Source organism: Streptomyces sp. NPDC046261 (genome assembly GCF_040646235.1).
Lineage (GTDB): Bacteria > Actinomycetota > Actinomycetes > Streptomycetales > Streptomycetaceae > Streptomyces.
In genome coordinates, this window is the sequence record NZ_JBEYZU010000008.1 from 236,100 (window position 1) to 262,127 (window position 26,028).

25 protein-coding genes and 1 pseudogene are annotated in these 26,028 nt (G+C 71.4%); 15 read left to right on the plus strand and 11 right to left on the minus strand.

Annotated features, from left to right (window positions below; translation table 11 throughout):
• The first annotated feature begins 42 nt into the window (after positions 1 to 42).
• From ABZ956_RS17655 to ABZ956_RS17670, 4 genes and pseudogenes are all read left to right on the plus strand, one after another.
• Entirely contained in the window at positions 43 to 885 is an 843-nt protein-coding gene (locus tag ABZ956_RS17655) for a helix-turn-helix transcriptional regulator (RefSeq protein ID WP_361893929.1), read from the plus strand.
• Between the two features lie 89 nt (positions 886 to 974).
• Positions 975 to 1,322, plus strand: a complete 348-nt coding sequence (locus ABZ956_RS17660) for a cytidine deaminase (protein WP_361893767.1) — start codon at positions 975 to 977, stop codon at positions 1,320 to 1,322.
• 45 nt (positions 1,323 to 1,367) lie between these two features.
• The gene (era, locus tag ABZ956_RS17665; RefSeq protein WP_071966590.1) at positions 1,368 to 2,309 is read left to right on the plus strand and encodes a GTPase Era; all 942 of its coding nucleotides are present in this window, start codon (positions 1,368 to 1,370) and stop codon (positions 2,307 to 2,309) included.
• Positions 2,310 to 2,361: 52 nt separating this feature from the next.
• Positions 2,362 to 2,553 (plus strand): annotated as a pseudogene (locus tag ABZ956_RS17670) (KH domain-containing protein); the annotation flags it as partial.
• Positions 2,554 to 2,562: 9 nt separating this feature from the next.
• Here ABZ956_RS17670 and ABZ956_RS17675 read toward each other — a convergent pair.
• Both ABZ956_RS17675 and ABZ956_RS17680 read right to left on the minus strand, forming a co-directional pair.
• Positions 2,563 to 2,829 (minus strand): protealysin inhibitor emfourin, encoded by a 267-nt coding sequence (locus ABZ956_RS17675; protein WP_361893770.1) that lies wholly within the window; start codon positions 2,827 to 2,829, stop codon positions 2,563 to 2,565.
• Between the two features lie 39 nt (positions 2,830 to 2,868).
• Positions 2,869 to 3,942, minus strand: coding sequence for a M4 family metallopeptidase (locus ABZ956_RS17680; protein ID WP_361893773.1), 1,074 nt, complete (start codon positions 3,940 to 3,942; stop codon positions 2,869 to 2,871).
• 304 nt (positions 3,943 to 4,246) lie between these two features.
• Here ABZ956_RS17680 and leuA point away from each other — a divergent pair, with 304 nt between their 5' ends.
• On the plus strand, positions 4,247 to 6,016 hold the full coding sequence (leuA, locus tag ABZ956_RS17685) for a 2-isopropylmalate synthase (protein WP_361893776.1): 1,770 nt from the start codon (positions 4,247 to 4,249) through the stop codon (positions 6,014 to 6,016).
• Positions 6,017 to 6,216: 200 nt separating this feature from the next.
• Positions 6,217 to 6,942: a TerB family tellurite resistance protein gene (locus ABZ956_RS17690; RefSeq protein ID WP_361893932.1), complete on the plus strand. Its 726-nt coding sequence runs from the start codon at positions 6,217 to 6,219 to the stop codon at positions 6,940 to 6,942.
• Between the two features lie 13 nt (positions 6,943 to 6,955).
• On the opposite strand, the gene ABZ956_RS17695 is transcribed toward ABZ956_RS17690, so the two are convergent.
• A complete protein-coding gene (locus ABZ956_RS17695) occupies positions 6,956 to 7,699 on the minus strand; it encodes a hypothetical protein (protein ID WP_361893779.1) in 744 nt (247 codons plus the stop codon).
• A gap of 121 nt (positions 7,700 to 7,820) precedes the next feature.
• On the opposite strand from ABZ956_RS17695, the gene ABZ956_RS17700 reads away from it, so the two are divergent.
• The 3 genes from ABZ956_RS17700 to ABZ956_RS17710 are packed head-to-tail and all read left to right on the plus strand — an operon-like array spanning position 7,821 to position 9,555.
• Positions 7,821 to 7,952, plus strand: a complete 132-nt coding sequence (locus ABZ956_RS17700) for a hypothetical protein (RefSeq protein ID WP_361893782.1) — start codon at positions 7,821 to 7,823, stop codon at positions 7,950 to 7,952.
• Positions 7,949 to 8,695: a DNA repair protein RecO gene (gene recO, locus ABZ956_RS17705; protein WP_361893785.1), complete on the plus strand. Its 747-nt coding sequence runs from the start codon at positions 7,949 to 7,951 to the stop codon at positions 8,693 to 8,695. Before ABZ956_RS17700 ends, recO begins: the two co-directional genes overlap by 4 nt.
• A gap of 32 nt (positions 8,696 to 8,727) precedes the next feature.
• On the plus strand, positions 8,728 to 9,555 hold the full coding sequence (locus ABZ956_RS17710) for an isoprenyl transferase (protein ID WP_361893788.1): 828 nt from the start codon (positions 8,728 to 8,730) through the stop codon (positions 9,553 to 9,555).
• Positions 9,556 to 9,631: 76 nt separating this feature from the next.
• Here ABZ956_RS17710 and ABZ956_RS17715 read toward each other — a convergent pair whose 3' ends face one another.
• The 4 genes from ABZ956_RS17715 to ABZ956_RS17730 form a co-directional block, all read right to left on the minus strand.
• Positions 9,632 to 10,042 carry a Fur family transcriptional regulator gene (locus tag ABZ956_RS17715; protein ID WP_071966599.1) on the minus strand — a complete coding sequence of 137 codons (411 nt, stop codon included), beginning with the start codon at positions 10,040 to 10,042 and terminating at the stop codon, positions 9,632 to 9,634.
• Positions 10,043 to 10,134: 92 nt separating this feature from the next.
• Positions 10,135 to 11,025 (minus strand): metal ABC transporter permease, encoded by an 891-nt coding sequence (locus tag ABZ956_RS17720; protein WP_361893791.1) that lies wholly within the window; start codon positions 11,023 to 11,025, stop codon positions 10,135 to 10,137.
• Complete coding sequence (locus tag ABZ956_RS17725; RefSeq protein WP_361893794.1) at positions 11,025 to 11,792, minus strand: metal ABC transporter ATP-binding protein; 768 nt, start codon at positions 11,790 to 11,792, stop codon at positions 11,025 to 11,027. Before ABZ956_RS17725 ends, ABZ956_RS17720 begins: the two co-directional genes overlap by 1 nt.
• A gap of 20 nt (positions 11,793 to 11,812) precedes the next feature.
• Positions 11,813 to 12,832: a metal ABC transporter substrate-binding protein gene (locus tag ABZ956_RS17730; protein WP_361893796.1), complete on the minus strand. Its 1,020-nt coding sequence runs from the start codon at positions 12,830 to 12,832 to the stop codon at positions 11,813 to 11,815.
• Positions 12,833 to 12,985: 153 nt separating this feature from the next.
• Here ABZ956_RS17730 and ABZ956_RS17735 point away from each other — a divergent pair, with 153 nt between their 5' ends.
• On the plus strand, positions 12,986 to 14,368 hold the full coding sequence (locus tag ABZ956_RS17735; protein ID WP_225659874.1) for a glycine--tRNA ligase: 1,383 nt from the start codon (positions 12,986 to 12,988) through the stop codon (positions 14,366 to 14,368).
• 72 nt (positions 14,369 to 14,440) lie between these two features.
• Here ABZ956_RS17735 and ABZ956_RS17740 read toward each other — a convergent pair whose 3' ends face one another.
• The gene (locus tag ABZ956_RS17740) at positions 14,441 to 14,998 is read right to left on the minus strand and encodes a Uma2 family endonuclease (RefSeq protein ID WP_361893799.1); all 558 of its coding nucleotides are present in this window, start codon (positions 14,996 to 14,998) and stop codon (positions 14,441 to 14,443) included.
• 135 nt (positions 14,999 to 15,133) lie between these two features.
• Between ABZ956_RS17740 and ABZ956_RS17745 the strand changes: the two genes are divergently transcribed.
• Positions 15,134 to 16,318, plus strand: coding sequence for a sensor histidine kinase (locus ABZ956_RS17745; protein WP_361893802.1), 1,185 nt, complete (start codon positions 15,134 to 15,136; stop codon positions 16,316 to 16,318).
• Complete coding sequence (locus ABZ956_RS17750) at positions 16,306 to 16,950, plus strand: response regulator transcription factor (RefSeq protein ID WP_361893805.1); 645 nt, start codon at positions 16,306 to 16,308, stop codon at positions 16,948 to 16,950. Before ABZ956_RS17745 ends, ABZ956_RS17750 begins: the two co-directional genes overlap by 13 nt.
• A 24-nt stretch (positions 16,951 to 16,974) precedes the next feature.
• On the opposite strand, the gene ABZ956_RS17755 is transcribed toward ABZ956_RS17750, so the two are convergent.
• The 3 genes from ABZ956_RS17755 to ABZ956_RS17765 form a co-directional block, all read right to left on the minus strand.
• Positions 16,975 to 17,556: a TetR family transcriptional regulator gene (locus tag ABZ956_RS17755; RefSeq protein ID WP_361893808.1), complete on the minus strand. Its 582-nt coding sequence runs from the start codon at positions 17,554 to 17,556 to the stop codon at positions 16,975 to 16,977.
• 133 nt (positions 17,557 to 17,689) lie between these two features.
• A complete protein-coding gene (locus tag ABZ956_RS17760) occupies positions 17,690 to 18,694 on the minus strand; it encodes an aldo/keto reductase (protein ID WP_361893811.1) in 1,005 nt (334 codons plus the stop codon).
• A 105-nt stretch (positions 18,695 to 18,799) separates the two neighbouring features.
• The gene (locus ABZ956_RS17765; RefSeq protein ID WP_361893814.1) at positions 18,800 to 20,269 is read right to left on the minus strand and encodes an MFS transporter; all 1,470 of its coding nucleotides are present in this window, start codon (positions 20,267 to 20,269) and stop codon (positions 18,800 to 18,802) included.
• Positions 20,270 to 20,370: 101 nt separating this feature from the next.
• Between ABZ956_RS17765 and ABZ956_RS17770 the strand changes: the two genes are divergently transcribed.
• From ABZ956_RS17770 to ppdK, 3 genes are all read left to right on the plus strand, one after another.
• On the plus strand, positions 20,371 to 21,294 hold the full coding sequence (locus ABZ956_RS17770; RefSeq protein WP_361893817.1) for a helix-turn-helix transcriptional regulator: 924 nt from the start codon (positions 20,371 to 20,373) through the stop codon (positions 21,292 to 21,294).
• 99 nt (positions 21,295 to 21,393) lie between these two features.
• On the plus strand, positions 21,394 to 22,533 hold the full coding sequence (gene dusB, locus ABZ956_RS17775; RefSeq protein WP_361893820.1) for a tRNA dihydrouridine synthase DusB: 1,140 nt from the start codon (positions 21,394 to 21,396) through the stop codon (positions 22,531 to 22,533).
• Positions 22,534 to 22,916: 383 nt separating this feature from the next.
• Positions 22,917 to 25,640: a pyruvate, phosphate dikinase gene (gene ppdK / locus ABZ956_RS17780; protein ID WP_361893823.1), complete on the plus strand. Its 2,724-nt coding sequence runs from the start codon at positions 22,917 to 22,919 to the stop codon at positions 25,638 to 25,640.
• Positions 25,641 to 26,028: the final 388 nt, after the last annotated feature.

Sequence of the window (26,028 nt, forward strand, 5' to 3'; positions counted from 1 at the left end):
CGGGACAGGCCGCGCCGGCGCGAGGAACTGCGCGAGTTCCTGATGAGCCGCCGGGCCAGGGTCTCGCCGGCCGAGGCCGGGCTGCCGGACGGCGGGGCCCGCCGCCGCACGCCGGGCCTGCGCCGCGAGGAGGTCGCGGTCCTCGCCGGAGTGGGCGCCAGCTGGTACCAGTGGCTCGAGCAGGGCCGTCAGATCACCGTCTCGCCGCAGGTCCTCGACGCCGTCGCCCGCGTGCTGCGGCTGGACGGGCCCGAGCGCCGCCATCTGTACATCCTGGCCGGCCTGAACCCGCCGCTGCCGGAGTCCGCGCACGACCCGGAGTACCTGTGCGACGGGCTGCGCAGGCTGATCGACGGCTGGCTGCCCTCCCCGGCGCACATCATGGACCCGTACTGGAACCTCGTCGCGTACAACGAGGCGGCCGGTCACGTCCTCGGCTTCCGGCCGGAGACCCGGCAGAACTGCCTGATCGACTTCTTCACCGACCCCGTCTACCGCGCCCGCGCCGCCAACTGGGACGAGAACGCCCACCGCGTCGTCGCCAGTTATCGCGCGGCCTGCTCCGAGCGCCCCGACGACGACGGCTTCAAGGAGATCGTGGCCGAGGTGTCCGCGGCGAGCCCGGAGTTCACCGAGCTGTGGGCGCGCGGCGATGTGAGCCCGGGCGGCCTGCTGGTCAAGGAGTTCGAGCACCCGGTGGTCGGCACGCTGTACCTGGAGAGCACCCAGCTGCGCGTGCCCGCCCGGCCGGATCTGACGATCGTGCTGCACAACCCGGTGCCGGATACGGGCACGGCCGCGAAGGTGCGCTGGCTGTCCTCGCCGGAGGGCCGGCGCGGCCGCATGTACTCGCTCGGCGGCCTGCTGGAGCGGAAATCCGGCTGAGGCCCGTACATGACGGCGGCATGACGGCCGTATGAAGGCCGCACGGGTGCCCTCGGGGCCGCAAGACCCCCGCGCCTATGCTCCCCGGTATGACGGAGACGCTGGACCCCGAAGACCGCAAGCTCATCACGCTCGCCCGGGCCGCCCGGGCCCGCAACGCCGTCCCCGAGGGCGCGGCGGTCCGCGACGAGACGGGCCGTACGTACGTCGCCGGGACCGTGGCGCTCGACTCGCTCCGGCTCAGCGCGCTGCGGACGGCCGTGGCGATGGCCGTGGCCAGCGGCGCGAAGTCCCTGGAGGCGGCCGCGGTGGTCTCCGAGGCTCCCGCCGTGCCCGATACGGACCGCGCGGCCGTACGGGACCTGGGCGGGGCGGGGACCCCCGTGCTGCTCGCGGGGCCGGACGGCGTCGTGGGCCAGGTCGTCACCGCGGGCTGAAGCCGCTGGTCGGCGGGGGCCGGACGATCGGGGAGAATGTGAGGCATGGACAACGCCTCCTCCCCCTCCCAGGCCCCCCACCGCGCGGGCTTCGCGTGCTTCGTCGGCCGCCCCAACGCGGGCAAGTCGACCCTGACCAACGCACTGGTGGGGACGAAGGTCGCGATCACCTCCAACCGCCCGCAGACCACCCGCCACACCGTGCGCGGCATCGTGCACCGCCCGGACGCCCAGCTCGTCCTGGTGGACACCCCCGGTCTGCACAAGCCGCGCACCCTGCTGGGCGAGCGGCTCAACGACGTCGTGCGCACCACCTGGGCCGAGGTCGACGTGATCGGCTTCTGCCTGCCGGCCGACCAGAAGCTCGGCCCGGGTGACAAGTTCATCGCCAAGGAACTCGCGGGGATCAAGAAGACCCCGAAGATCGCGATCGTCACCAAGACGGACCTGGTCGACTCCAAGCAGCTCGCCGAGCAGCTGATCGCCATCCAGCAGCTGGGCGAGGAGCTGGGCATCCAGTGGGCGCAGATCGTCCCGGTCTCGGCCGTGGGCGACAAGCAGGTCTCCCTGCTGGCCGACCTGATCGCCCCGCTGCTCCCCGAGAGCCCGCCGCTGTACCCCGAGGGCGACCTCACCGACGAGCCCGAGCAGGTCATGGTCGCCGAGCTCATCCGCGAGGCGGCGCTCGAGGGTGTCCGGGACGAGCTGCCGCACTCGATCGCGGTCGTGGTCGAGGAGATGCTGCCGCGCGAGGACCGCCCCAAGGACAAGCCGCTGCTGGACATCCACGCCAACGTCTACATCGAGCGCCCCAGCCAGAAGGGCATCATCATCGGCCCCAAGGGCGCCCGCTTGAAGGAGGTCGGCATGAAGTCCCGCAAGCACATCGAGGCGCTGTTGGGTACTCCGGTCTACCTCGACCTGCATGTGAAGGTCGCCAAGGACTGGCAGCGCGATCCGAAGCAGCTGCGGAAGCTGGGGTTCTAGGGCGTTCGGGGTGCGCTGGTGCCGGCCGTAGGTCGGCGGTGCCGTCCGAAGCCAGCGAAGCGCCCGCGAGGCGGCCGGGGGGAGGGGTATCGGCCCCAAGGGCGCCCGCCTGAAGGAGGTCGGCATGAAGTCCCGCAAGCACATCGAGGCGCTGTTGGGTACTCCGGTCTACCTCGACCTGCATGTGAAGGTCGCCAAGGACTGGCAGCGCGATCCGAAGCAGCTGCGGAAGCTCGGCTTCTGACCTGCGCGGCTACGCGCCTTCCTTCAGGACGGTTCGGATCAGTTCGCGCTGGTCCTCGGTGAGGTGCGGGTCCGCCGCGTGGACCGAGCGGCCGTCCACCTTGATCTCGTAGTGGAAGCCGTCCGGCACGCCCCTCGCGGGGGCCTCCCGGCCCGGCGCGAGGGCGCGGTGGGCCAGGGCCTCCAGGTGCGTGGCGTCGGGCCGGCCGCAGGTGTCCAGCTCGGCCCGGCGCTCGATGCCGGCGAAACCGCCGGTACGGGTGATGACGATACGCATGGCGTCATCCCTACCCTGTCGGCTTCGGTCTACGGGTCCTTACGTGGTGGGCACCCCCACCTGGCCCCAGGCCTTGAGCACGGCCCGGGTCTCGTCGCCCTCGCCGTACAGCGAGCGCGCCGCGGCCACCGTCAGCCGGGCGAACTGGGCGAAGTCGGCGTCCGAGGACAGCTCGCCGCCGGTGAGCGTGGCGTACCAGATCTTGCCGGCGCGCTCCCAGGCGTTGCCGCCGAGGTCGGTGGCCAGCAGGTAGAAGGCGTGGTTGGGGATGCCGGAGTTGATGTGCACGCCGCCGTTGTCGCGGTTGGTGCGGACGTAGTCCTCCATGGTGGCGGGCTGGGGGTCCTTGCCGAGGACGTCGTCGTCGTAGGCGGTGCCCGGGGCCTTCATGGAGCGCAGGGCCGTGCCCTGGTCCACGCCCGGCCCCAGCAGCCCCGCCCCGATCAGCCAGTCGGCCTGGTCGGCGCTCTGTCCGAGTGAGTACTGCTTGATCAGCGAGCCGAAGACGTCCGCGCACGACTCGTTGAGCGCCCCGGACTGGCCGTAGTACTCCAGGTTCGCGGTGTGCTGGACGACGCCGTGGGTCAGCTCGTGGCCGATGACGTCCACGGCGACCGTGAAGTCGACGAAGGTGTCGTTGTCCCCGTCGCCGAAGACCATCCGCTCGCCGTCCCAGAAGGCGTTGCAGTAGCCCTCCCCGTAGTGGACGGTCGCGTCCAGCGGCAGTCCGCGGTCGTCGATCGAGCGCCGGCCGTAGGCCTTGAAGAAGAGGTCGAAGGTGGCTCCGAGCCCGGCGTGGGCGCGGTTGACCGAAGCGTCCTTGGCGGGGGCGTCGCCCTCGGCGTGCACCTTCTTGCCCGGCAGCGTCTCCCGGTGCCCGGCGTCGTAGATCGTGCGCTGCGGCGTGTCGGAGGGCGTGGTGGCGGACGAATCCGCGTACAGGCCGCGGACCGCGGTGACGCGGCGGCGGGTGCGCAGCACGCCGTCGTGCTCCAGGGTGCGGCGGGCGGGCTCGTTGAACCTCGGGTCATCGGCCTGGGCGAGCCTGTCCAGGACGTGCGGCGGCACGATGGTGCAGAAAACCGTCTTCTCCTGCGCGTTTGCTTCATCCATGGCGGCAATCTGGCACCGGCCCCGGGCCTTGTCATGGCCCGGTGCGGTGATTAACACAAAAGAGTGGGACGGTTCCGTGTGGGGCCATGGGCGTCCCGCATGCTGAAACGCCCCTGCCGTGCTTCCCGGGCCTCGGCTAGTGTGCTGTGCACCATGCGTGACGTGCTGCTTCTTCTTAGCTGCCGCGGCGAGGGTCTGTAGCGCAGGCCGACCCCCTCCCCGCGGAGTTCGGTGCTGCCGGTATCCCCTGGTGATCCGCCCCGTCGGCCGTCGTTCGCGCGGATAACCGAGGAGCCCTCCGCAGATGCCCGAGATCCACCCCTCCGTAGGCCGTCCCACGCCCGTCACCGCGGCCACCGTCACCCAGCGGCCGTCCGGCATGCCCGTCCACAAGTACCGCCCGTACGACGCCGTGGACCTGCCCGACCGCACCTGGCCCAACCAGCGCATCACCGTCGCGCCCCGGTGGCTGTCGACCGATCTGCGCGACGGCAACCAGGCGCTGATCGACCCCATGTCGCCCGCCCGCAAGCGGGAGATGTTCGACCTGCTGGTGCGCATGGGCTACAAGGAGATCGAGGTCGGCTTCCCCTCCTCCGGGGCCACCGACTTCGACTTCGTACGGTCGATCATCGAAGAGGGCGCCATCCCCGAGGACGTGACGATCTCCGTCCTGACCCAGGCCCGCGAGGAGCTGATCGAGCGCACGGTGGAGTCCCTGCGGGGCGCGCACCGGGCCACCGTCCACCTCTACAACGCCACGGCCCCCGTCTTCCGCCGCGTGGTCTTCCGGGGCTCGCGCGAGCAGGTCAAGCAGATCGCGGTGGACGGCACGCGGCTGGTCGTGGAGTACGCCGACAAGATCCTCGGCGACGGGACGGTCTTCGGCTACCAGTACAGCCCGGAGATCTTCACCGACACCGAGCTGGACTTCGCGCTGGAGGTCTGCGAGGGCGTCATGGACGTCTGGCAGCCCGAGACCGGCCGCGAGATCATCCTGAACCTGCCGGCCACCGTCGAGCGCTCCACCCCCTCCACCCACGCCGACCGCTTCGAGTGGATGTCGCGAAATCTGTCGCGGCGCGAGTTCGTGTGCCTGTCCGCCCATCCGCACAACGACCGCGGCACCGCCGTCGCCGCCGCCGAGCTGGCCGTCATGGCCGGCGCCGACCGCGTCGAGGGCTGCCTGTTCGGGCAGGGCGAGCGCACCGGCAACGTCGACCTGGTCACCCTGGGCATGAACCTCTTCTCCCAGGGCGTCGACCCGCAGATCGACTTCTCGCAGATCGACGAGGTCCGCCGGACCGCCGAGTACTGCAACCAGATGGAGGTCCACCCGCGCCACCCCTACGCGGGCGACCTGGTCTACACCGCCTTCTCCGGCTCCCACCAGGACGCCATCAAGAAGGGCTTCGAGGCGATGGCGGCCGAGGCGGCCACCGCCGGGAAGACCGTCGACGACATCGAGTGGGCCGTCCCCTACCTGCCCATCGACCCCAAGGACGTCGGCCGCTCCTACGAGGCCGTCATCCGCGTCAACTCGCAGTCCGGCAAGGGCGGCATCGCCTACGTCCTGAAGAACGACCACAAGCTGGACCTGCCGCGCCGGATGCAGATCGAGTTCTCGAAGATCATCCAGACCAAGACCGACGTGGAGGGCGGCGAGGTCACCCCGCAGGAGATCTGGTCCGTCTTCCAGGACGAGTACCTGCCCACGCCCGACAACCCCTGGGGCCGCATCACCCTGCGCTCCACGCAGACCTCCACCACCAGCGAGGGCACCGACGCGCTGACCGTCGAGGCCGCCGTGGACGGCACCGAGACGGTCCTCACCGGCACCGGCAACGGCCCGATCTCGGCCTTCTTCGACGCGCTCGCCGGCGCCGGCGTCGACGCCCGCCTGCTGGACTACACCGAGCACACGATGAGCGAGGGCGCCAGCGCCCAGGCCGCCTCGTACATCGAGTGCGTGATCGACGGCAAGGTGCTGTGGGGCATCGGCATCGACGCCAACACCACCCGCGCCTCGATCAAGGCGGTCGTGTCGGCGGTGAACCGCGCGTACCGGGGCTGACTGACGGCCCCCGCGAAGCCCCCGGGCGGCCCCGCCGTCAATTTCGCGCCACCGAAAACACCGCTTCCGGTGGGCTCGGTGGCGCGGCGGGCCAGCAGCCGCCCGAACTCCGCGCCCGGGGTACTGACGCCGCATCACCGATGTGGCTAACATCACGTCAACGCGGCGACCAGGCCGTGGCGTTATGGAGGTGCGCCGTGATGCACGCGCAAGGCCGACACAGCCCGGACCGGTGCGTGGTGGGCGTACGCACCGTATGGCGCACGGTCGGAGACGGCGAGTTCTTCTGCCCCGGCTGCGGCGGCGACCGCAACTACCACCGCCGCACGGGCCGCCGACGCCTGGTCGCCTTCGGGGTGCCGCTGCTGCCGCGCGGACCGGTGGGGCCCATCGTCGAATGCACGGCCTGCCGGGGACGGTTCGCGATGGACGTCCTCGACCACCCCACCACGACCCGCTTCTCGGCGATGCTCCGCGACGCCGTGCACACGGTGGCCCTGGCGGTCCTGGCCGCCGGCGGCACGGAGGCCCGTACGGTGCGCCGGGCCGCGGTCGGGGCGGTACGGGCGGCCGGGTTCGCCGACTGCAGCGAGGAGCAGCTGGTCACCCTCATCGAGGCCCTCGCCGCGGACACGGGACGCCTCCCGGGGCGGTACGCGAGTCCGCCGGAGGCCGTCGGCCGGGACGGCTTCGACCCCTGCGGCACGGCCCTGTCCATCGAGCTCCACGAGGCCCTGGAGCCCCTCGCCCCGCACCTGGCCCCCGCCGGTCGTGAGTCGATCCTGCTGCAGGGCGCCCGCATCGCCCTGGCGGACGGCCCCTACCGGCCCGCGGAGCGGGAGGTGCTGGCCACGGTGGGGCGGGCGCTGCTGCTGGACCCCGAGGACACGGACCGGCTGCTGGCGGCGGCCCGCATGCCGTCATAGGGCCCCGGCGGGCCTAGACGGCCGCCGCGGGCCCGCCCGGGGCGCGGTGCCGCCGCCGCAGCACCCGGAACCGCCACACGGCGCCGAGCACGACGGGCACGGCGCCGGCGGCGGCGAACACCAGGGCCGTCGACACCGCGTCCGTCAGGAGGGGCGCGCCGAACCCGACGGCCGACAGCCAGGCCCCCGCGAGCGCGGGCAGGGCGATCTGCCAGGAGCGCAGCGCCCGGCCGCGGCCGGTGCGGAAGCCCGCCCGCACGGAGGTCCACAGCAGCGTGCCGCCCAGGGCGAGCAGCCCCAGACCGGTGGCGAACGGCAGGCGGTACGCCTCCTTCGGTTCGTCCGCCGTGAACTGCTGCCTGCCGCGGAAGTCGACGGCGCGCACCTCCTGCCGCCAGTACGTCGCGGTCACCCGGTCACCGGGCGAGACGGCGCCGAAGACCCCCGACGGCCCGTTCATGTCCACGCGGCGGGACGGCCCGCCGGGCTCGGCGAGCGTGAGCCAGTGGTGCGTGGTCCTGCCCTCGGTTTCCGTCGCCTTCTTCCCGACGACGACCTCCACCGGCTTGCGGCACTCCCGGGGCACCTCGTCCGGCAGGCACGCGGCCGCCGTCGCGAAGGCCCGCGCGTCGGTGCGCTTGCCGGGCACGGTGACGAACAGCAGGAACACCGCGGCGAGGACGAGGACGGCCCCCAGCGCGGCGGTGGCGATGACCGGCCATCTCTTACGGCGCGGTCGACGACGGCGCGCGCTCACCGGGGGCTCACGGGCGAAAGCTTGATCGACATGGCGCATATTCTGCCCGCGGTCCGGAGGCGGATGTTCCAGCCCGCCCCGGCCGGTCCGGCCCGCCCCGCGGGTACGCGACAATGACCGCATGAGTCTGTTCCGCGACGACGGCATCGTGCTGCGCACCCAGAAGCTGGGCGAAGCGGACCGCATCATGCTGCGTTCTTCCGGGGGACAACCCCTGTACCCCCGGCCGGACACCCGTGGGGGCGGGCGATGAGCCTCTTCCGCGACGACGGCATCGTGCTGCGCACCCAGAAGCTGGGCGAAGCGGACCGCATCATCACGCTGCTCACCCGCGGCCACGGCCGCGTCCGGGCCGTGGCGCGGGGGGTGCGGCGCACGAAGTCGAAGTTCGGGGCGCGGCTGGAGCCGTTCTCGCACGTCGACGTGCAGTTTTTCGCGCGCGGCAGCGAGCTGGTCGGGCGCGGGCTGCCACTGTGCACGCAGAGCGAGACCATCGCTCCCTACGGTGGCGGCATCGTCACCGACTACGCCCGCTACACCGCCGGCACCGCCATGCTGGAGACCGCCGAGCGGTTCACCGACCACGAGGGCGAGCCCGCCGTGCAGCAGTACCTGCTGCTCGTCGGCGGCCTGCGGACGCTCGCCGCGGGCGAGCACGCCCCGCACCTCATCCTCGACGCGTTCCTGCTGCGCTCGCTCGCCGTCAACGGCTACGCGCCCAGCTTCGACGCCTGTGCGAAGTGCGGCATGCCCGGGCCGAACCGGTTCTTCTCGGCGGCCGCCGGGGGCGTGGTCTGCGGTGAGTGCCGGGTGCCCGGAAGCGTCGTACCCTCCTCGGAGTCGATCGAGCTCCTCAGCGCGCTGCTGACCGGGGACTGGGCGACCGCGGACGCCTGCGAGGCGCGGTACGTCCGGGAGGGCAGCGCGCTCGTGGCGGCGTATCTGCACTGGCATCTGGAGCGGGGCCTTCGCTCGCTCCGGTACGTCGAGAAGTAAGCGAAACCAGGGATCAAGGAGAAGTGGCACCCATGGCTGTACGCGGGATTCTGGGCCGTTCCCGACGCGAGTACCGCACACCCGACCCGCACCCCTCCGGCGCGCGGCCGCCCAAGATCCCCGGTGAGCTGGTCCCGAACCACGTGGCGATCGTCATGGACGGCAACGGCCGCTGGGCCAAGGAGCGCGGCCTGCCGCGCACCGAGGGCCACAAGGTCGGTGCCGAGCGCGTGCTGGACGTCCTGCAGGGCGCGATCGAGATGGGCGTCGGAAGCATCGCCCTCTACGCCTTCTCCACCGAGAACTGGCGGCGCTCCCCGGACGAGGTGCGCTTCCTGATGAACTTCAACCGCGACTTCATCCGCAAGACCCGCGACCAGCTCGACGAACTCGGCATCCGGGTCCGCTGGGTGGGCCGCATGCCCAAGCTGTGGCGGTCGGTGGCCAAGGAGCTCCAGATCGCCCAGGAGCAGACCAAGGACAACGACAAGCTCACCCTGTACTTCTGCATGAACTACGGCGGGCGCGCCGAGATCGCGGACGCGGCCCAGGCGCTGGCGGCCGACGTGAAGGCGGGCCGGCTCGACCCGTCGAAGGTCTCGGAGAAGACCTTCGCGAAGTACCTCTACTACCCCGACATGCCGGACGTGGACCTCTTCCTGCGCCCCTCCGGCGAGCAGCGCACGTCCAACTACCTGATCTGGCAGAGTGCCTACGCCGAGATGGTCTTCCAGGACGTCCTGTGGCCGGACTTCGACCGCCGCGACCTGTGGCGCGCCTGCCTGGAGTACGCCCAGCGCGACCGCCGCTTCGGCGGGGCGATCCCGAACGAGGAGCAGCTCGCCCGGGAGGGCGCGTAGCCGCCCCGGGCGCGCACGCGTACGACTGTGCCCCGGGCATCGGCCGATGCCCGGGGCACAGTCGTGGGAAGCGGCGTCAGCGCTTGGCCGCGCACTCCCCGCAGGTGCCGAAGATCTCGATGGTGTGGGCGACGTCGACGAAGCCGTGCTCCTCGGCGATGGAGTCGGCCCACTTCTCGACGGCCGGGCCCTCCACCTCGACGGCCTTGCCGCACAGCCGGCACACCAGGTGGTGGTGGTGTCCGCTGGAGCAGCGGCGGTAGACGGCCTCGCCCTCGCTGGTGCGCAGGACGTCGACCTCGCCGGCGTCGGCGAGGGACTGCAGGGTGCGGTAGACGGTGGTCAGCCCGACCGAGGCGCCGCGGTGCCTGAGCATGTCGTGGAGCTCCTGCGCGCTGCGGAACTCGTCCACCTCGTCGAGCGCGGCCGCGACCGCGGCCCGCTGCTTGGTGGCCCGGCCGCGTACCGGGGGACCGGCGGTCGCCACAGTTGCCTCCTCAAGCTCGCCTGAACGCCTGACTCACGTGTTGCCACGCCAATTGTGCCAGGCCCGGCGGCCGGGCCCCGCCCGGCCGCCCGTCAGACCCGGACGTCGTCGGCCGGCGTGGCCGGCTCCGCCCCGTCGAGGGTGCAGCGCTCCGCCGCGGCGGCCCTGTCCGCCCGTTTCCTGGCCAGGGGCGTGGCCAGCAGGGTCAGGGTGATGAAGACGCCGATGGCCATCAGCACGATCGTCGCGCCGGAGGGCACGTCCGCGTAGTACGAGGTGACGGTGCCCGAAAGGGTCACCAGCACGCCGACGGCCACCGCCATGGCGAAGGTCGCCGCGAAGCTGCGGGCGATCTGCTGGGAGGCGGCGACGGGGATCACCATCAGGGCGCTGACCAGCAGCAGGCCGACCACGCGCATGGCGACGGTGACGGTCACGGCGGCGGTGACGGCGACCAGGAGGTTCAGCAGCCGCACCGGCAGGCCGGTGACGCGGGCGAACTCCTCGTCCTGGCAGATGGCGAACAGCTGCTTCCGCAGGCCGACGGTGGTCAGGATCACGAACGCCGCCAGCAGGCAGATGGCGACGATGTCCTCCTGCGAGACGGTGGTGATCGACCCGAAGAGGTAGCTGGTGAGGTTGGCGTTGGAGCCGCCGGGGGACAGGCTCATCAGCATCACGCCGCCGGCCATGCCGCCGTAGAAGAGCATGGCGAGCGCGATGTCGCCGCGGGCCCTGCCGTAGGAGCGGATCAGCTCCATCGCCACGGCGCCGACCACGCAGACGGCGGTGGCCATCCACACCGGGCTGGTGTTGAGGAGGAAGCCCAGGCCGACGCCGGTGAGGGCGACGTGGCCGATGCCGTCGCCCATCAGCGCCTGGCGGCGCTGGACGAGGTAGATGCCGATGGCGGGGGCGGTGACGCCCACGAGGAGGGCGGCGAGCAGCGCTCGCTGCATGAAGGCGAGTTCGAGGATTTCCATCAGGTCAGCAGCCCCGTCCGGATCGGTTCCGCGGCCGGGTCGGCGTGCGGGTGTACGTGGTCGTGGCCGGGCAGCGCGTGCTGGCCCACGGCCTGCGGCGGGGCGCCGTCGTGGACGACGCAGCCGTCGCGGAGCACGACCGCGCGGTCGATGAGGGGCTCCAGCGGGCCCAGTTCGTGCAGGACGAGCAGGACCGTGACGCCGCGTGCCACCTGCTCGCGCAGGGCGGTGGCGAGGACCTCCTGGCTGGCGAGGTCGACGCCCGCCATGGGCTCGTCCATGATCAGCAGCTCGGGCTCGACGGCCAGCGCGCGGGCGATCAGCACCCGCTGGTGCTGGCCGCCGGAGAGGGCGTCCACGGAGTCCTTCAGCCGGTCCGCCATGCCGACCAGCTCCAGCGCCGCGAGCACGGCCTCCCGGTCCGCCTTGCGGGTCGGGCCCAGCTTCGTACGGGCCAGCCGCCCGGCCGCGACGACCTCGCGCACGGTCGCGGGCACCCCGCCGGCGGCGGTGGTGCGCTGCGGTACGTAGCCGACGCGGGCCCAGTCGCGGAAGCGGCGCTGCGGGGAGCCGAAGAGCTCCAGCTCGCCGCCGCTCAGCGGGACCTGCCCGACGATGGCCCGTACGGCCGTGGACTTGCCGGAGCCGTTGGCGCCCAGCAGCGCGACGACCTCGCCGCGCCGCACGGTCAGATCGACGCCGCGCAGCACCGGGCGGGAGCCCAGCGAGGCCGTGGCCCCGCGCAGGGATATGACGGGCTGCTCCATGTCTGCCTCCTCAGCTGCGCTCACTTGGTGCCGAGCGCCTTGCGCAGGGCGGTGAGGTTGGACTCCATGACCTCGATGTAGTCGCGGCCCTTGGAGCGGTCGGTGAGGCCCTCGATGGGGTCGAGCACGTCCGTCTTCAGGTCCAGGTCCTTGGCCAGCGTCTTCGCGGTGTCCGGGCTGGCGAGGGTCTCGAAGAAGACCGTACCGACGTGGTGGTCCTTGGCGAGCTTGTGCAGGTCCTTCATCCGGGCGGCGCTGGGCTCGGACTCGGGGTCGAGGCCGGCGATGGCCTCCTCGGTCAGGCCGTAGCGCTCGGCGAGGTAGCCGAAGGCCGCGTGGGTGGTGATGAAGGTGTCCGAGGCGCGGTTCTTCAGCCCGTCCTGGAACTTCTTGTGCAGCGCGTCCAGCTTCTTCACCAGCGCGTCGGTGTTCTTCTCGAAGTCACCCTTGTGGTCGGGGTCGGCCTCGGCGAGGGTCTTGGCGACGCCCTTGGCGACCTCGGCGTACTTCACCGGGTCCAGCCAGATGTGGGGGTCGGCGCCGGCCGCGTCGTGGTCGTGGCCCTCGTGGCCGTGCTCGTCCTTGCCGTGCTCGGCGTGCTCGTCCTTGCCGTGGTCGTGGCCGCCGGTCTCGGTGCCGTGCTTCTCCAGCTGCGTCAGCGAGGCCGCGTCGACGGCGTGCTTGTTTCCGGACTGCTTGATCGCCTCGTCCACGACGGGCTGGACGCCCTTGAGGTAGACGATCGCGCCCGCGTCGGCGAGCTGGCCGGTCTGCTTCGGGGTGAGCTCCAGGTCGTGCGGCTCGACGCCCGGCTTGGTCAGGCCGGTGACCTCGACGTGCTCGCCGCCGATCTCCTTCGCCAGGTACTCCATCGGGTAGAACGACGCCACGACCTGCAGCTTCCCGTCCTTGGTCCGGCCGGAGGAGCCCTCGGTGGAGCAGGCGGAGAGGGTGACCAGGCCGAGCGTCGCGGCGAGGGCGACGGTGGCGGTGGTTATTCGGCGGCGGGATCGAATGGGGCGGATCGGACGTACGTTCATGACACTCATTTTCAACAAAAATGGAAACGATTGTCAACAGCACGGCACTCCGCCGAGCGAGTCAAGCCAAGGCCAGAGCCGATTTGATGAGAGGGGGTGCGGCGCCGGTAACCTGAACCATTCGCTGTTCGTCGTCGCAATGAAGAGAGCACCGTGGCCGCCGACAAGATCGACACCATCGTCAGCCTGAGCAAGCGCCGTGGCTTTGTTTTTCCGTGCAGTGAGATCTACGGCGGCCAGCGCGCCGCCTGGGATTACGGTCCGCTGGGCGTGGAGCTCAAGGAGAACCTCAAGCGCCAGTGGTGGCGCTACATGGTCACCTCGCGCGAGGATGTCGTCGGCATCGACTCGTCGGTGATCCTGGCCTCCGAGGTGTGGGTCGCCTCCGGTCACGTCGCGACCTTCAGCGACCCGCTGACCGAGTGCACCTCCTGCCACAAGCGCTACCGCGCGGACCACCTGGAGGAGGCGTACGAGGCCAAGCACGGCCGCCTCCCCGAGAACGGCCTGGCCGACATCAACTGCCCCAACTGCGGCAACAAGGGTCAGTTCACCGAGCCCAAGCAGTTCTCCGGCCTGCTCTCCACGCACCTCGGCCCGACCCAGGACTCCGGCTCGGTCGCCTACCTGCGCCCCGAGACCGCCCAGGGCATCTTCACCAACTTCGCCCAGGTCCAGCAGACCTCCCGGAAGAAGCCCCCCTTCGGCATCGCCCAGATGGGCAAGTCCTTCCGCAACGAGATCACGCCCGGCAACTTCATCTTCCGCACCCGCGAGTTCGAGCAGATGGAGATGGAGTTCTTCGTCAAGCCGGGCGAGGACGAGCAGTGGCAGGAGTACTGGATGGAGCAGCGCTGGAACTGGTACACCGGTCTCGGCCTGCGCGAGGAGAACATGCGGTGGTACGAGCACCCGAAGGAGAAGCTCTCCCACTACTCCAAGCGCACCGCTGACATCGAGTACCGCTTCCAGTTCGGCGGCAACGAGTGGGGCGAGCTCGAGGGCGTCGCGAACCGCACCGACTACGACCTCGGCGCGCACGCCAAGGCCTCCGGCCAGGACCTGTCGTTCTTCGACCAGGAGGCCGGCGAGCGCTGGACCCCCTACGTCATCGAGCCCGCCGCCGGTGTCGGCCGCGCCATGCTCGCCTTCCTGCTCGACGCGTACGTCGAGGACGAGGCCCCCAACGCCAAGGGCAAGCTCGAGAAGCGCACGGTGCTGCGCCTCGACCCGCGCCTGGCCCCGGTCAAGGTCGCCGTCCTGCCGCTCTCGCGCAACCCGGAGCTCTCGCCGAAGGCCAAGGGCCTGGCCGCCGACCTGCGCAAGAACTGGAACATCGACTTCGATGACGCCGGCGCCATCGGCCGCCGCTACCGTCGCCAGGACGAGATCGGTACGCCGTTCTGCGTCACCGTCGACTTCGACACGCTCGAGGACAACGCGGTGACCGTGCGCGAGCGCGACACGATGAAGCAGGAGCGGGTCTCGCTGGACCAGATCGAGGGCTACCTGGCCAGCCGCCTGCTGGGTTGCTGACCCTTTTGGGCTGACGCCTGACCGAGGGCCCCGGTACCGCTGATGCAGCGTCGCCGGGGCCCTCGGCTGGTGTCAGGCTTTCCAGCCTGCGGTGTCGAGCTTGCAGTCGAAGGGGGCGGGGATGTGCACTGTCTCGCCGAACTTGATCTGTGTGCTGGTGCGGTAGCCGTGGTCCGACGGGTCGGAGTGCACGGTGACCGTGTCCTTCACCGTGTCGACGAGTACATACACGGGCACACCGGCCTTGCCATACGTCTCGGTCTTCTCGCCTCGATCGACGTCTGCTGTCAAGGCACATGCCAATTCACCGACGAGGGACAGTGCCCTTCCCGGCAGGAAGATGCTGTCTACGTGCACCGCCTCCGTGTCGGCGATGTGAAGATCCGGGCCATAGGCCCGAGACTGTCCGTCGAGCCGGTAAAGATAGGGGCGGCACCCTGTCCTGTGGCCCTCAGGCACATGTGGACGCAACTGGTCGGCTAGGTCGTCCAGGATGAGGGTGTAGCCGGCCTTGGACCACGGTGTCACGACAATCTTTCCCCCGAGGATCTCTGTGCGGTAGCCGTCCGGAAGGCTGGCGTCGACCTGCTCGAGAATCCTGCACAGCTCAATGAAGTCTGCGTGGCTCACATGACTCCTCGCATGAGTAAGTGTGTCGCCACACACCGTAGCGACCCCCACTGACAACCGGTGGTGCTGCTTGCACCCCGAAGTCGGGCTCCAGTGCCATCCCGCGCCCCTGACCAGCGCGCTTACCGTGTGGGCATGCACCTTCCCACCCCCTTCCGGCGCCCCTTCGACGGCGTCGGCCGTTCCGTCGCCTTCCTCGCCACCGGCGTGCTCGTCCAGCTCGGCGCCCTCCTCGTCCTCGCGCTGCCGTGGCTGAACGGGGGGCCGACGAAGGCGTTGAGTTGTCTGCTGGCCGTGGTCGGGATGGGTGGGGTCCTCGGGGCCGCCTGCCCCGTGCTGAGTCGGGTGCAGCGGGCGCGGTTGCGGGCGCGGGTGGGGGTGGAGATACCGGCGGCGGGGCGGGCCTGGTCGTGGCGGCAGGTGGGGTATCACCTGGTGACGGGGCCGGTGGTCGCCCTGGGGGCCGCCTGTGTGCTGACGCTGGGGGTGGCCTCCGCGGTGGCGGCGACCGTCTACGTATGGGTGTGGGCGCTGCCGACCGGGACGCGGCTGGGGCAGGCCGCGTACGCGACCGCCGCCGGGTTCGCCGGGCTGTACGGCTCCGCGTGGCTGGCCGGCGCGCTGACCCGGCTCGACGTCCGGGCCGCGACGAGGCGCCTGGGGCCCAGCCGCGCCGAACAGCTCGAGCGCCGGGTGGAGGAGGTCACCGAGAGCCGCGCGGGCGTCGTGGACGCGGCCGACGCCGAACGGCGGCGCATCGAACGGGACCTGCACGACGGCGCCCAGCAGCGGCTGGTCTCGCTGGCGGTCAACCTGGGCCTGGCGAAGGTCACGCTCGGCGATCTGCCCGAGGACGCGCGCAAGGTCATCGACGAGGCGCACCGCGAGGCCAAGGAGGCCATCGCCGAGCTCCAGGACCTCGTACGCGGCCTGCACCCGGCGGTGCTCGAGGACCGCGGCCTCGACGCCGCGCTGTCGGGCATCGCCGAACGGGCCCCGCTGCCGGTGCGGCTGACGGTGGATCTGCCGTCGCGGCCCTCGCCCACGATCGAGGCGGTCGCCTACTTCGTCGTCTCCGAGGCACTCGCCAACGTGGTCAAGCACGCCCAGGCGTCGAGGGCGGACGTCACCGTCGAACGCTTCGGGGGGATACTTCTCCTCGTCGTCTCCGACGACGGCGTGGGCGGAGCCGACCCCTCGGGCGGCACCGGGCTGGCCGGGCTCGCCAAGCGCGTCGCGTCGGTCGACGGCACGTTCTCGATCAGCAGCCCCGTGGGGGGCCCGACCGTAGTGACCGTGGAGCTGCCGTGCGCGCTGTGATCGCCGAGGATTCCGTCCTGCTCCGCGTGGGCCTGGTGAGGGTCCTGGAGACGGCCGGATTCGAGGTGGTCGCGGAGACCGGCGACGCGGAGTCCGTGCTGGCGGCTGTGGAGCAGCACCGGCCGGATCTCGCTGTGCTCGATGTCCGGATGCCGCCGTCCTTCACCGACGAGGGCGTACGGGCCGCGCTCACCCTGCGCAAGAGCCGCCCGGAGGTGGCGGTGCTGCTGCTGTCGCAGTACGTGGAAGAGCGGTACGCCACCGACCTGCTGACCGGCGACACGGCCGGCTTCGGCTATCTGCTCAAGCAACGCGTCGCCGACGTCGAGGAGTTCATCGAGGCCCTGCGCCGGGTCGCGGCGGGCGGCACCGCCCTGGACCCGCAGGTCGTCTCGCAGTTGCTGATGCGCCGGCACAGCGACCCGCTGGACCGGCTGACGCCGCGTGAACGCGACGTGCTGGCCTCGATGGCGGAGGGACGCTCCAACGCCGGGATCGCCGAGCGACTGGTCGTCAGCGAGAGCGCCGTCGCCAAACACATCAACAGCATCCTGGCGAAGCTGGACCTGCCGAAGGCGGACGCCGACCACCGCCGGGTGCTGGCGGTCCTGCGCTTCCTTGGCGTGGGCTGAGAGGTCCGCGGCGGTCGCCCGCGCCTACGCGCGCAGCCCCCGCAGCACCAGGTCGCACACCGCGTCGAACGCCGCGTCGATGCCCGGCTGCGACCACTCCGCCGCGTACGCGGGATCGTGGAAGCGGTTGCTGGCGTCCCAGATCGCCCTGGCCGCCGTCGCCGGGTCGGTCGCGGCGAACTCGCCCCGGTCGACGCCGGCCGCCACGATGCGGGCCAGCTGGCCGATCATCGTCTCGATGTGCCGCTCGACCGTGCCGCTGTTCTCGCCGACCAGGACCATGTACGTCGCGAACAGTTCCGGGTCGTCGCCCGCCTTGCGGCGCTTGGCGGCGAAGAGCGCGGCGAGCCAGTCGCGCAGCCGGGACGCCGCCGGGCCCCGCGCGTCGGCCAGGGCGGACAGTTCGGCGTGCGACTGGTCCAGCCAGCGCTGGGTGACGGCCTCCCGCAGCGCGGCCTTGCTGCCGAAGTGGCGGTAGACGCTGCCGTGGCTGACGCCGAGCGCGCGTGCGACGTCGACCACGGTGGCCTTCGCCGGGCCGAAGCGGCGCAGCACGTCCTCGGTGGCTTCGAGGATGCGGTCCTGGGTCAGCGGTTCGGGGGGCATCGGGGTGCGGGGTCCCTTCGGGGGGCGGGTACGGCTACGGCAGCTTGTATGACCGACCGTACCCGGGTGCTGGCCGGTGTCCGGTTGTGCCCACCCGTTCCGCCCTGCGGAACGATTGCCCACAACCTGGCCCTCAGTGCTCGCTGTCCAGGTGGGCCATCTGGTCTGCCGGGTAGCGGGCGCCTGCCGCGGCGTTCGGGGGGACGGCCTTTTCGATGGCGGACAGGTCGTCGGCGTCGAGGCGTACGTCCAGGGCGCCCAGTGCCTCGGTGAGGCGGTCGCGGCGGCGGGCGCCGACCAGGGGGACGATGTCCTCGCCGCGCGAGAGGACCCATGCGATCGCGGTCTGGGCGACGCTGGCGCCCCGCTCCTCGGCGACCTTGCGCAGCGCGTCGACGAGGTCGAGGTTGCGCTGGAGGTTCTCGCCCTGGAAGCGCGGGCTCATGCCGCGGAAGTCGTTCGCGGCGAGCTGCCGGTCGCGGGTGAAGTGGCCGCTGATCAGGCCGCGCGAGAGCACGCCATACGCGGTGACGCCGATGCCCAGCTCACGGCAGACGGGCAGGATCCGCTCCTCGATGCCGCGCGAGATCAGGGAGTACTCGATCTGGAGGTCAGCGATGGGGGCGACCGAGGCGGCCCGGCGGATGGTGTCCGCGCCGGCCTCGGAGAGGCCGATGTGCCGGACGTGGCCGGCCTCGACCAGCTCGGCGATGGCGCCGACCGTCTCCTCGATCGGGACGTCCGGGTCGACGCGGGCGATCCGGTAGACGTCGATGTGGTCGACGCCCAGCCGCTGCAGCGAGTACGCGGCGAAGTTCTTCACGGCCGCGGGGCGGCCGTCGTAGCCGGACCAGCCGCCGTCCGGGTCCCGCAGGGCGCCGAACTTGACGCTGGTGAGCGCCTGCTCGCGGGCCCGGGCGGGGGCCGAGCGCAGGGCTTCGCCGATGAGCATCTCGTTGTGGCCCATGGCGTAGAAGTCGCCGGTGTCCAGCAGCGTGACGCCGGCGTCCAGGGCGGCATGGATGGTCGCGATCGACTCGGCGCGGTCGGCCTCGCCGTAGAGGGCGGACATGCCCATGCAGCCGAGGCCGAGGGCGGAGACCTGGGGGCCGGTGGTGCCGAGGGTGCGGTGCAGCACGGGGACTCCTTGGGGGGAGCAGGGGGGTGTGTGGGTACCCAAAACTGTCGCACATGGAATGACAGATTTCAATATCTGTCATTCCATGTGTGTCCGGCCGGGCCCTCAGCGCACCCCGCGCGGCAGCCGGAACGTCAGCAGCACGGTCACCACCACCGCCAGCAGCTGCACCCCCAACGTGATCGCCAGCGCGTCCCGCATCCCCGATCCCGGCACCAGCGACAGGAACAGCGAGCCCAGCGTGGCCACGCCCAGCGCCATGCACCCCTGCTGTGTGGTCACCAGCACCCCGCTGCCGACCCCGGCCCGGTCCACCGGGACCTCGCTCAGCACGAGCCGGATCGTCAGCGGCATCAGGATTCCCTGGCCCAGCCCCTGGATCGCGAGCCCGGGTGCCAGCCCCAGCGCGCCCAGCCCGTCGTTCCAGCCGAACCAGAAGGTCGCCGCGACCACGGCCAGCCCCGCCCCCTGGATCAGTGCCCCGGCCGTCGCCAGCCGCCGCCCGTAGCGCACCGCCAGCCGGGGACCGGCCAGCGAACTGGCGAGGAAGGTCACGCACATCGGCACCAGAGCCAGCCCCGCCGCCATCGGCCCCAGCCGCAGCCCCTCCTGCAGGGCGACCGCCAGGACGAACATGAAGCCGCCCCAGCCGATGGAGAACGGCACGATCAGCGTCAGGCCGCTGCGCACCGCGTCCACCCGCAGCAGCGACGGCGGCACCAGCGGCGTCCGCCCCGCCCGCTCCTCACGCAGCTCCACCAGCACGAACGCCAACGCCGCGCACGGGAACACCGCCAGCAGCACCCACGACCACAGCGGCCAGCCCGTGGAGCGGCCCTCGGTCAGCGGCACCAGCAGCGACACCAGGGACAGCGACAGCAGGACCGTGCCCCACCAGTCGACCCGCGTCGGGTTCTCCGAGCGCGTCTCCGGCACCGAGCGCACCGCGAGCACCAGCGCCACCACCGCGACCGGCGCGTTGATCAGGAAGATCGACCGCCAGCCGGTGCCCAGCAGGTCGACGGAGACCAGCACCCCGCCGAGCACCTGCCCGACCGCGCTCACCACCCCGGCCGTGCCGCTGTACAGGCTCAGCGCCTTGGTGCGCCGGGTGCCGCTGGTCGTGGCCTGGATCGTCGCCAGCACCTGCGGCAGCATCAGCGCCGACGCCGCGCCCTGCGCCACCCGCGCCACCACCAGCGTCCACGCGTCCGGCGCCAGCCCGCAGGCCACGGACGTCACCCCGAAGGCGGCCGTACCCCACAGGAACAGCCGGCGCCGGCCCACCATGTCGCCCAGCCGCCCGCCGAGCACCAGCAGCACCGCGTAGGCGACGCCGTAGCCGCCGACGACCATCTCCAGCAGCGCCGGACCGGCATCCAGGTCGCGGCCGATCGTCGGCAGCGCGACGTTGACGATGAAGAAGTCCAGGAACGGCAGCGCCGCCCCCAGCAGTACGGTCGCCAGCCCCAGCCGCGTCAGCCCCGGCGAGGGGGCGGACGCGTGAGGCGGCGGGGAGGCGGTATCCGGAGTCGTCGGGACAGGGGCAGGACTGGCTATGCGCGGTTCACTCACGGATACGACGATGGCGGTGCGCGGAGCCGGGTACCAGAGTGTCCTTATCCTGGTACAAGGAGTACCTGGCAACTGGCTGGGAGGTCCCGCACCCTGGAGCCATGACGACGATGACGCTTGAGCGCCCTGCCGTAGCAGCCGATACGGCCGACGACGTACGCCGCAGTGAACTCGCCGCCTTCCTGCGCTCCCGCCGCGAGCGCATCTCCCCCGAACAGGCCGGGCTCCCGCGCGGCCCCCGCCGCCGCACCCCGGGGCTGCGCCGCGAGGAGGTCGCCCAGCTCGCCGCCGTGGGGGTCACCTGGTACACGTGGCTGGAGCAGGCCAGGGACATCCAGGTATCCGCGCAGGTGCTGGACTCCATCGCCCGCGCCCTGATGCTCGACCGCGGCGAGCGCGTCCACCTCTTCGCCCTGGCGGGCTCCACCGACCCGCTGTCCCAGGCCGACTGCCCGGGCATCACGCCCGCGCTGCAGGCGATGCTGGAACGGCTGGAGCCCTTCCCGGCGTGCGTCCAGAACGCGCGGTACGACATCCTCGCCTACAACCGCACCTACGGGCACCTGCTCTGCGACCTCGACGCCATACCGCCGGAGAACCGCAACTGCCTGTGGCTCTACTTCGCCGACGACCACTGGCGCGCCGGCACCGTCGACCGGGAGGAGGCCACGCGCGCCATGGTCGCCAAGTTCCGCGCCTCGATGGCCGAGCACCTCGCCGAGCCGGCCTGGAAGTGCCTGCTCAAGCGGTTGCAGGACGCCTCGGAGGAGTTCCGGCACCTGTGGGCCCGGCACGAGGTGGCCGAGCTCACCGCCTACCGCACCCGCAGCCTGCTGCAGCCGCGCGTGGGCATGCTGCGCCTGGACTACACCAGCCTGTGGACCGGCCCCACCCCCGGCGCCCGGCTGGTGACCTTCACCCCCGCCGACCAGGAGACCCAGCACCGGCTGGAGCGGCTGCTGGCGCTCGTACGGGCGGAGGAAGCGCTGGAGCGCACCGGCGCGGCGCCGGCGCAGGCCGGCTGACGCGGTTTGTCAGGACCTCGGACCCGGGAATCCGCTCGCCCGAATGAGGGACAATGGACGGTCCGCCCGTCCCCGTACGACTTCGAGGAAGCCCGCTCCATGACGCTCCAGATCGGTCCGCACTCGGTGCAGCCGCCGGTGGTCCTGGCCCCCATGGCGGGGATCACCAACGCGCCCTTCCGCACGCTGTGCCGCGAGTTCTCCGGCGGCAAGGGGCTCTTCGTCAGCGAGATGATCACCACGCGGGCGCTCGTCGAGCGGGACGCCAAGACCATGCGGCTGATCCACTTCGACGGCACCGAGAAGCCGCGCTCGATCCAGCTCTACGGCGTCGACCCGGTCACCGTCGGCAAGGCCGTCCGCATGATCGTGGACGAGGACCTGGCCGACCACATCGACCTCAACTTCGGCTGCCCGGTCCCCAAGGTCACCCGCAAGGGCGGCGGCTCGGCGCTGCCGTACAAGCGGAACCTGCTGCGTTCGATCCTCCGCGAGGCCGTCGGCAACGCCGGCTCCCTCCCGGTGACCATGAAGATGCGCAAGGGCATCGACGACGACCACATCACCTACCTCGACGCCGGGCGGATCGCCGTCGAGGAGGGCGTCACCGCCATCGCCCTGCACGGCCGCACCGCCGCCCAGCACTACGGCGGCACCGCCGACTGGGACGCCATCGCCCGCCTCAAGGAGGCCGTCCCCGAGATCCCCGTACTCGGCAACGGCGACATCTGGTCCGCCGACGACGCCGTGCGGATGATGCGCGAGACCGGCTGCGACGGCGTCGTCGTCGGCCGCGGCTGCCTGGGTCGGCCCTGGCTCTTCGGCGACCTCGTCGGCGCCTTCGAGGAGGGCCCGGACGGCACGCACGCCCAGCCGGCCCAGCCCGCCCTGCGCGAGGTCGCCCGGGTCATGCTGCGCCACGCGCAGCTGCTCGGCGAGTGGCTGGAGAACGAGGAGCGGGGCGTGATCGACTTCCGTAAGCACGTCGCCTGGTACACCAAGGGCTTCTCGATCGGCTCCGAGCTCCGCAAGAAGCTGGCAATCGCCTCTTCTCTGGACGAACTGGACGCTCTTTTGAGCGAGCTGGACCTGGATCAGCCCTGGCCCCTGGGTGCGGACGGGCCGCGCGGGCGGACCTCCGGCCGCAATCGGGTGGTGCTTCCGGAGGGCTGGCTGGAGGACCCGTACGACTGCGCGGTCGTGGGCGCGGAGGCCGAACTGGACACTTCGGGCGGGTGAACGCCCGGCGATGACGCGTGATTCTCGCCACCTCTGATAGGGGCTCCGCTCAGATGAGCGCTGATATCGGGGGTGCATCTCTGGAAGGGGTGGCACTGGGTGCCACCCCTTTTGGCTTCAACCCTTGGCGGCAGAGGGTGTGATTTTTGAGCGCTCCGTGAGGCGGCGATCATTTTCGGTCACATTGCCTTCATGATGTGAAGGAAGCGGGTGGGACCCTCAGATGAGCGCATGACTTTCGATCTGCTGGCGGATGGGTGGTTGCGCCCCCAAGATGGCCGAGTGGTCCTCCTCAGATGCCTTCGATCTGGGTACGCTCCCCGCCGTCAGGGCAGCCCTCCCCCAACTGCGTCCCGGGAGGCCCCAGTGAGGAGTCGATTCCCGTGCCGGTACATGAAGATCGCCAGAAGTTCGTCTACGACTTCACCGAGGGCAACAAGGACCTCAAGGACCTGCTCGGCGGGAAGGGTGCCAACCTCGCCGAGATGACCAACCTCGGTCTGCCCGTCCCTCCGGGCTTCACCATCACCACCGAGGCGTGCAAGGTCTACCTCGAGGGCGGCCAGGAGCCGTCGTCGATGCGCGACGAGGTCACCGCCCACCTCGAGGCCCTCGAAGAGCGGATGGGCAAGAAGCTCGGCCAGGCCGACGACCCGCTGCTGGTCTCGGTGCGCTCCGGTGCCAAGTTCTCCATGCCCGGCATGATGGACACCGTCCTGAACATCGGCCTCTCCGACGAGTCCGTGACCGGCCTCGCCGCCCAGGCCGGCGACGAGCGCTTCGCGTGGGACTCCTACCGCCGCCTCATCCAGATGTTCGGCAAGACCGTGCTCGGGGTGGACGGCGACCTCTTCGAGGAGGCGCTGGAGGAGGCCAAGCGGGCCAAGGGCGTCAGCACGGACGTCGACCTCGACGCCGCCGACCTCAAGCGGCTGGTGGAGGAGTTCAAGGCCATCGTCTCCAAGGCGACCGGCCGGGACTTCCCGCAGGCCCCGCGCGAGCAGATGGACCTCGCCATAAGGGCGGTCTTCGACTCCTGGAACGGCGACCGCGCCAAGCTCTACCGCCGTCAGGAGCGCATCCCCGGCGACCTCGGCACGGCCGTCAACATCTGCTCCATGGTCTTCGGCAACCTCGGCCCCGACTCCGGCACCGGCGTCGCCTTCACCCGCGACCCCGCCAGCGGCCACCAGGGCGTCTACGGCGACTACCTGCAGAACGCCCAGGGCGAGGACGTCGTCGCCGGCATCCGCAACACCATGCCGCTCGCCGAGCTGGAGCAGCTCGACAAGGCCTCGTACGACCAGCTGATGCAGATCATGGAGACGCTGGAGACGCACTACAAGGACCTGTGCGACATCGAGTTCACCATCGAGCGCGGCAAGCTGTGGATGCTGCAGACCCGCGTGGGCAAGCGCACGGCCGGCGCGGCCTTCCGCATCGCGACGCAGCTGGTGGACCAGGGCCTGATCGACGAGGCCGAGGCGCTGCAGCGGGTGACGGGTGCCCAGCTGGCGCAGCTGATGTTCCCGCGCTTCGACGAGAAGGCGAAGACCGAGCTGCTGGGCCGGGGCATCGCCGCCTCGCCGGGCGCTGCGGTCGGCCGGGCCGTCTTCGACTCGTACACCGCCGTGAAGTGGTCGCGCTCGGGTGAGAAGGTCATCCTCATCCGCCGCGAGACCAACCCCGACGACCTCGACGGCATGATCGCCTCCGAGGGCATCCTGACCTCGCGCGGCGGCAAGACCTCGCACGCGGCCGTCGTGGCGCGCGGCATGGGCAAGACCTGTGTCTGCGGCGCCGAGGAGCTGGAGGTCGACACCAAGCAGCGCAGGATGACCGCCCCGGGCGGCATCGTGATCCAGGAGGGCGACGTCGTCTCCATCGACGGCTCCTCCGGCAAGGTCTACCTGGGCGAGGTCCCGGTCGTGCCGTCCCCGGTCGTCGAGTACTTCGAGGGCCGCATGCACGCGGGCGCCGACGACGCCGACGAGCTGGTCCAGGCCGTGCACCGGATGATGGCCTACGCGGACCGCATGCGCAGGCTGCGAGTACGCGCCAACGCCGACAACGCCGAGGACGCCGCGCGCGCCCGCCGTTTCGGCGCCCAGGGCATCGGCCTGTGCCGCACCGAGCACATGTTCCTCGGCGAGCGGCGCGAGCTGGTCGAGCGCCTCATCCTGGCGGACACCGACACCGAGCGGGACGAGGCGCTGGGCGCCCTGCTGCCGCTGCAGAAGGCCGACTTCGTCGAGCTGTTCGAGGCCATGGACGGGCTGCCGGTCACGGTCCGCCTGCTCGACCCGCCGCTGCACGAGTTCCTGCCCGACATCACCGAGCTGTCGGTGCGCGTCGCGCTCGCCGAGGCCCGCGAGGACGCCAACGAGAACGACCTGCGCCTGCTGCAGGCGGTGCACAAGCTGCACGAGCAGAACCCGATGCTGGGCCTGCGCGGCGTGCGCCTGGGCCTGGTCATCCCCGGCCTGTTCGCCATGCAGGTACGGGCCATCGCCGAGGCCGCCGCCGAGCGGATCAACGCCAAGGGCGACCCGCGCGCGGAGATCATGATTCCGCTGGTGGGCACCGTCCAGGAGCTGGAGATCGTCCGTGAGGAGGCCGAGCGCGTCATCGCCGACGTCGAGGCCGCCACCGGCACCGGCCTCAAGCTGCCGCTCGGCACGATGATCGAGCTGCCCCGGGCCGCGCTGACGGCCGATCAGATCGCCGAGGCCGCCGAGTTCTTCTCCTTCGGCACCAACGACCTCACCCAGACCGTGTGGGGCTTCTCCCGCGACGACGTCGAGGCGAGCTTCTTCACCGCCTACCTGGAGAAGGGCATCTTCGGGGTCAGCCCGTTCGAGACCATCGACCGCGACGGCGTCGGCTCGCTGGTCCGCGCGGCCGCCAAGGCCGGCCGGGCCACCCGGCCCGACCTCAAGCTCGGCGTCTGCGGCGAGCACGGCGGCGACCCGGAGTCGGTGCACTTCTTCCACGAGGTGGGCCTGGACTACGTCTCCTGTTCCCCGTTCCGCGTCCCCGTTGCCCGCCTGGAGGCGGGCCGCGCGGCGGCGCTGAACGGTACGGCGGGCGCCAGCGACAGCCGCTGAGCACCGCCCGGCAGAGCGCCGGAGCCGCTGATGGGATGACCTCGACCCTCAGACCCTGGCGGCTCCGGTAGGAGGGGCGGCCCCCGCGCGGGGGGCCGCCCCTTCCGGCCATCCCGGGGCAACGCCGCTGGTCCGGACCACGCAGGGGCCGGGGGAGAGGTCGCCGGGGGCCGCGGAGGCGGTTTAACCGCCCCGTAACGCGACGTACACGTGAAGATCGTCCGCCGTGCCGGGCGGGCGGGCCGCCGTGGGGTCCGGGCGGGCCGGTGGAACGGTGAAGGGGCGGCGCCCGTGCGGGAGCGCCGCCCCTCTTTACTCCCCCACCGGGAGTTGTTGCCGCCCGCATCGGCTCGGGCGGCAACTCACATACTCAGCGGCCGCTTTTTCG

Bases quoted from the DNA above. Each gene is read 5' to 3' on its own strand.
- ABZ956_RS17655 (WP_361893929.1), top strand. From the start codon at position 43: ATGAGCCGCCGGGCCAGGGTCTCGCCGGCCGAGGCCGGGCTGCCGGAC.
- ABZ956_RS17660 (WP_361893767.1), top strand. From the start codon at position 975: ATGACGGAGACGCTGGACCCCGAAGACCGCAAGCTCATCACGCTCGCC.
- era (WP_071966590.1), top strand. From the start codon at position 1,368: ATGGACAACGCCTCCTCCCCCTCCCAGGCCCCCCACCGCGCGGGCTTC.
- ABZ956_RS17675 (WP_361893770.1), bottom strand. From the start codon at position 2,829: ATGCGTATCGTCATCACCCGTACCGGCGGTTTCGCCGGCATCGAGCGC.
- ABZ956_RS17680 (WP_361893773.1), bottom strand. From the start codon at position 3,942: ATGGATGAAGCAAACGCGCAGGAGAAGACGGTTTTCTGCACCATCGTG.
- leuA (WP_361893776.1), top strand. From the start codon at position 4,247: ATGCCCGAGATCCACCCCTCCGTAGGCCGTCCCACGCCCGTCACCGCG.
- ABZ956_RS17690 (WP_361893932.1), top strand. From the start codon at position 6,217: ATGCACGCGCAAGGCCGACACAGCCCGGACCGGTGCGTGGTGGGCGTA.
- ABZ956_RS17700 (WP_361893782.1), top strand. From the start codon at position 7,821: ATGAGTCTGTTCCGCGACGACGGCATCGTGCTGCGCACCCAGAAGCTG.
- recO (WP_361893785.1), top strand. From the start codon at position 7,949: ATGAGCCTCTTCCGCGACGACGGCATCGTGCTGCGCACCCAGAAGCTG.
- ABZ956_RS17710 (WP_361893788.1), top strand. From the start codon at position 8,728: ATGGCTGTACGCGGGATTCTGGGCCGTTCCCGACGCGAGTACCGCACA.
- ABZ956_RS17720 (WP_361893791.1), bottom strand. From the start codon at position 11,025: ATGGAAATCCTCGAACTCGCCTTCATGCAGCGAGCGCTGCTCGCCGCC.
- ABZ956_RS17725 (WP_361893794.1), bottom strand. From the start codon at position 11,792: ATGGAGCAGCCCGTCATATCCCTGCGCGGGGCCACGGCCTCGCTGGGC.
- ABZ956_RS17730 (WP_361893796.1), bottom strand. From the start codon at position 12,832: ATGAACGTACGTCCGATCCGCCCCATTCGATCCCGCCGCCGAATAACC.
- ABZ956_RS17745 (WP_361893802.1), top strand. From the start codon at position 15,134: ATGCACCTTCCCACCCCCTTCCGGCGCCCCTTCGACGGCGTCGGCCGT.
- ABZ956_RS17755 (WP_361893808.1), bottom strand. From the start codon at position 17,556: ATGCCCCCCGAACCGCTGACCCAGGACCGCATCCTCGAAGCCACCGAG.
- ABZ956_RS17770 (WP_361893817.1), top strand. From the start codon at position 20,371: ATGACGACGATGACGCTTGAGCGCCCTGCCGTAGCAGCCGATACGGCC.
- dusB (WP_361893820.1), top strand. From the start codon at position 21,394: ATGACGCTCCAGATCGGTCCGCACTCGGTGCAGCCGCCGGTGGTCCTG.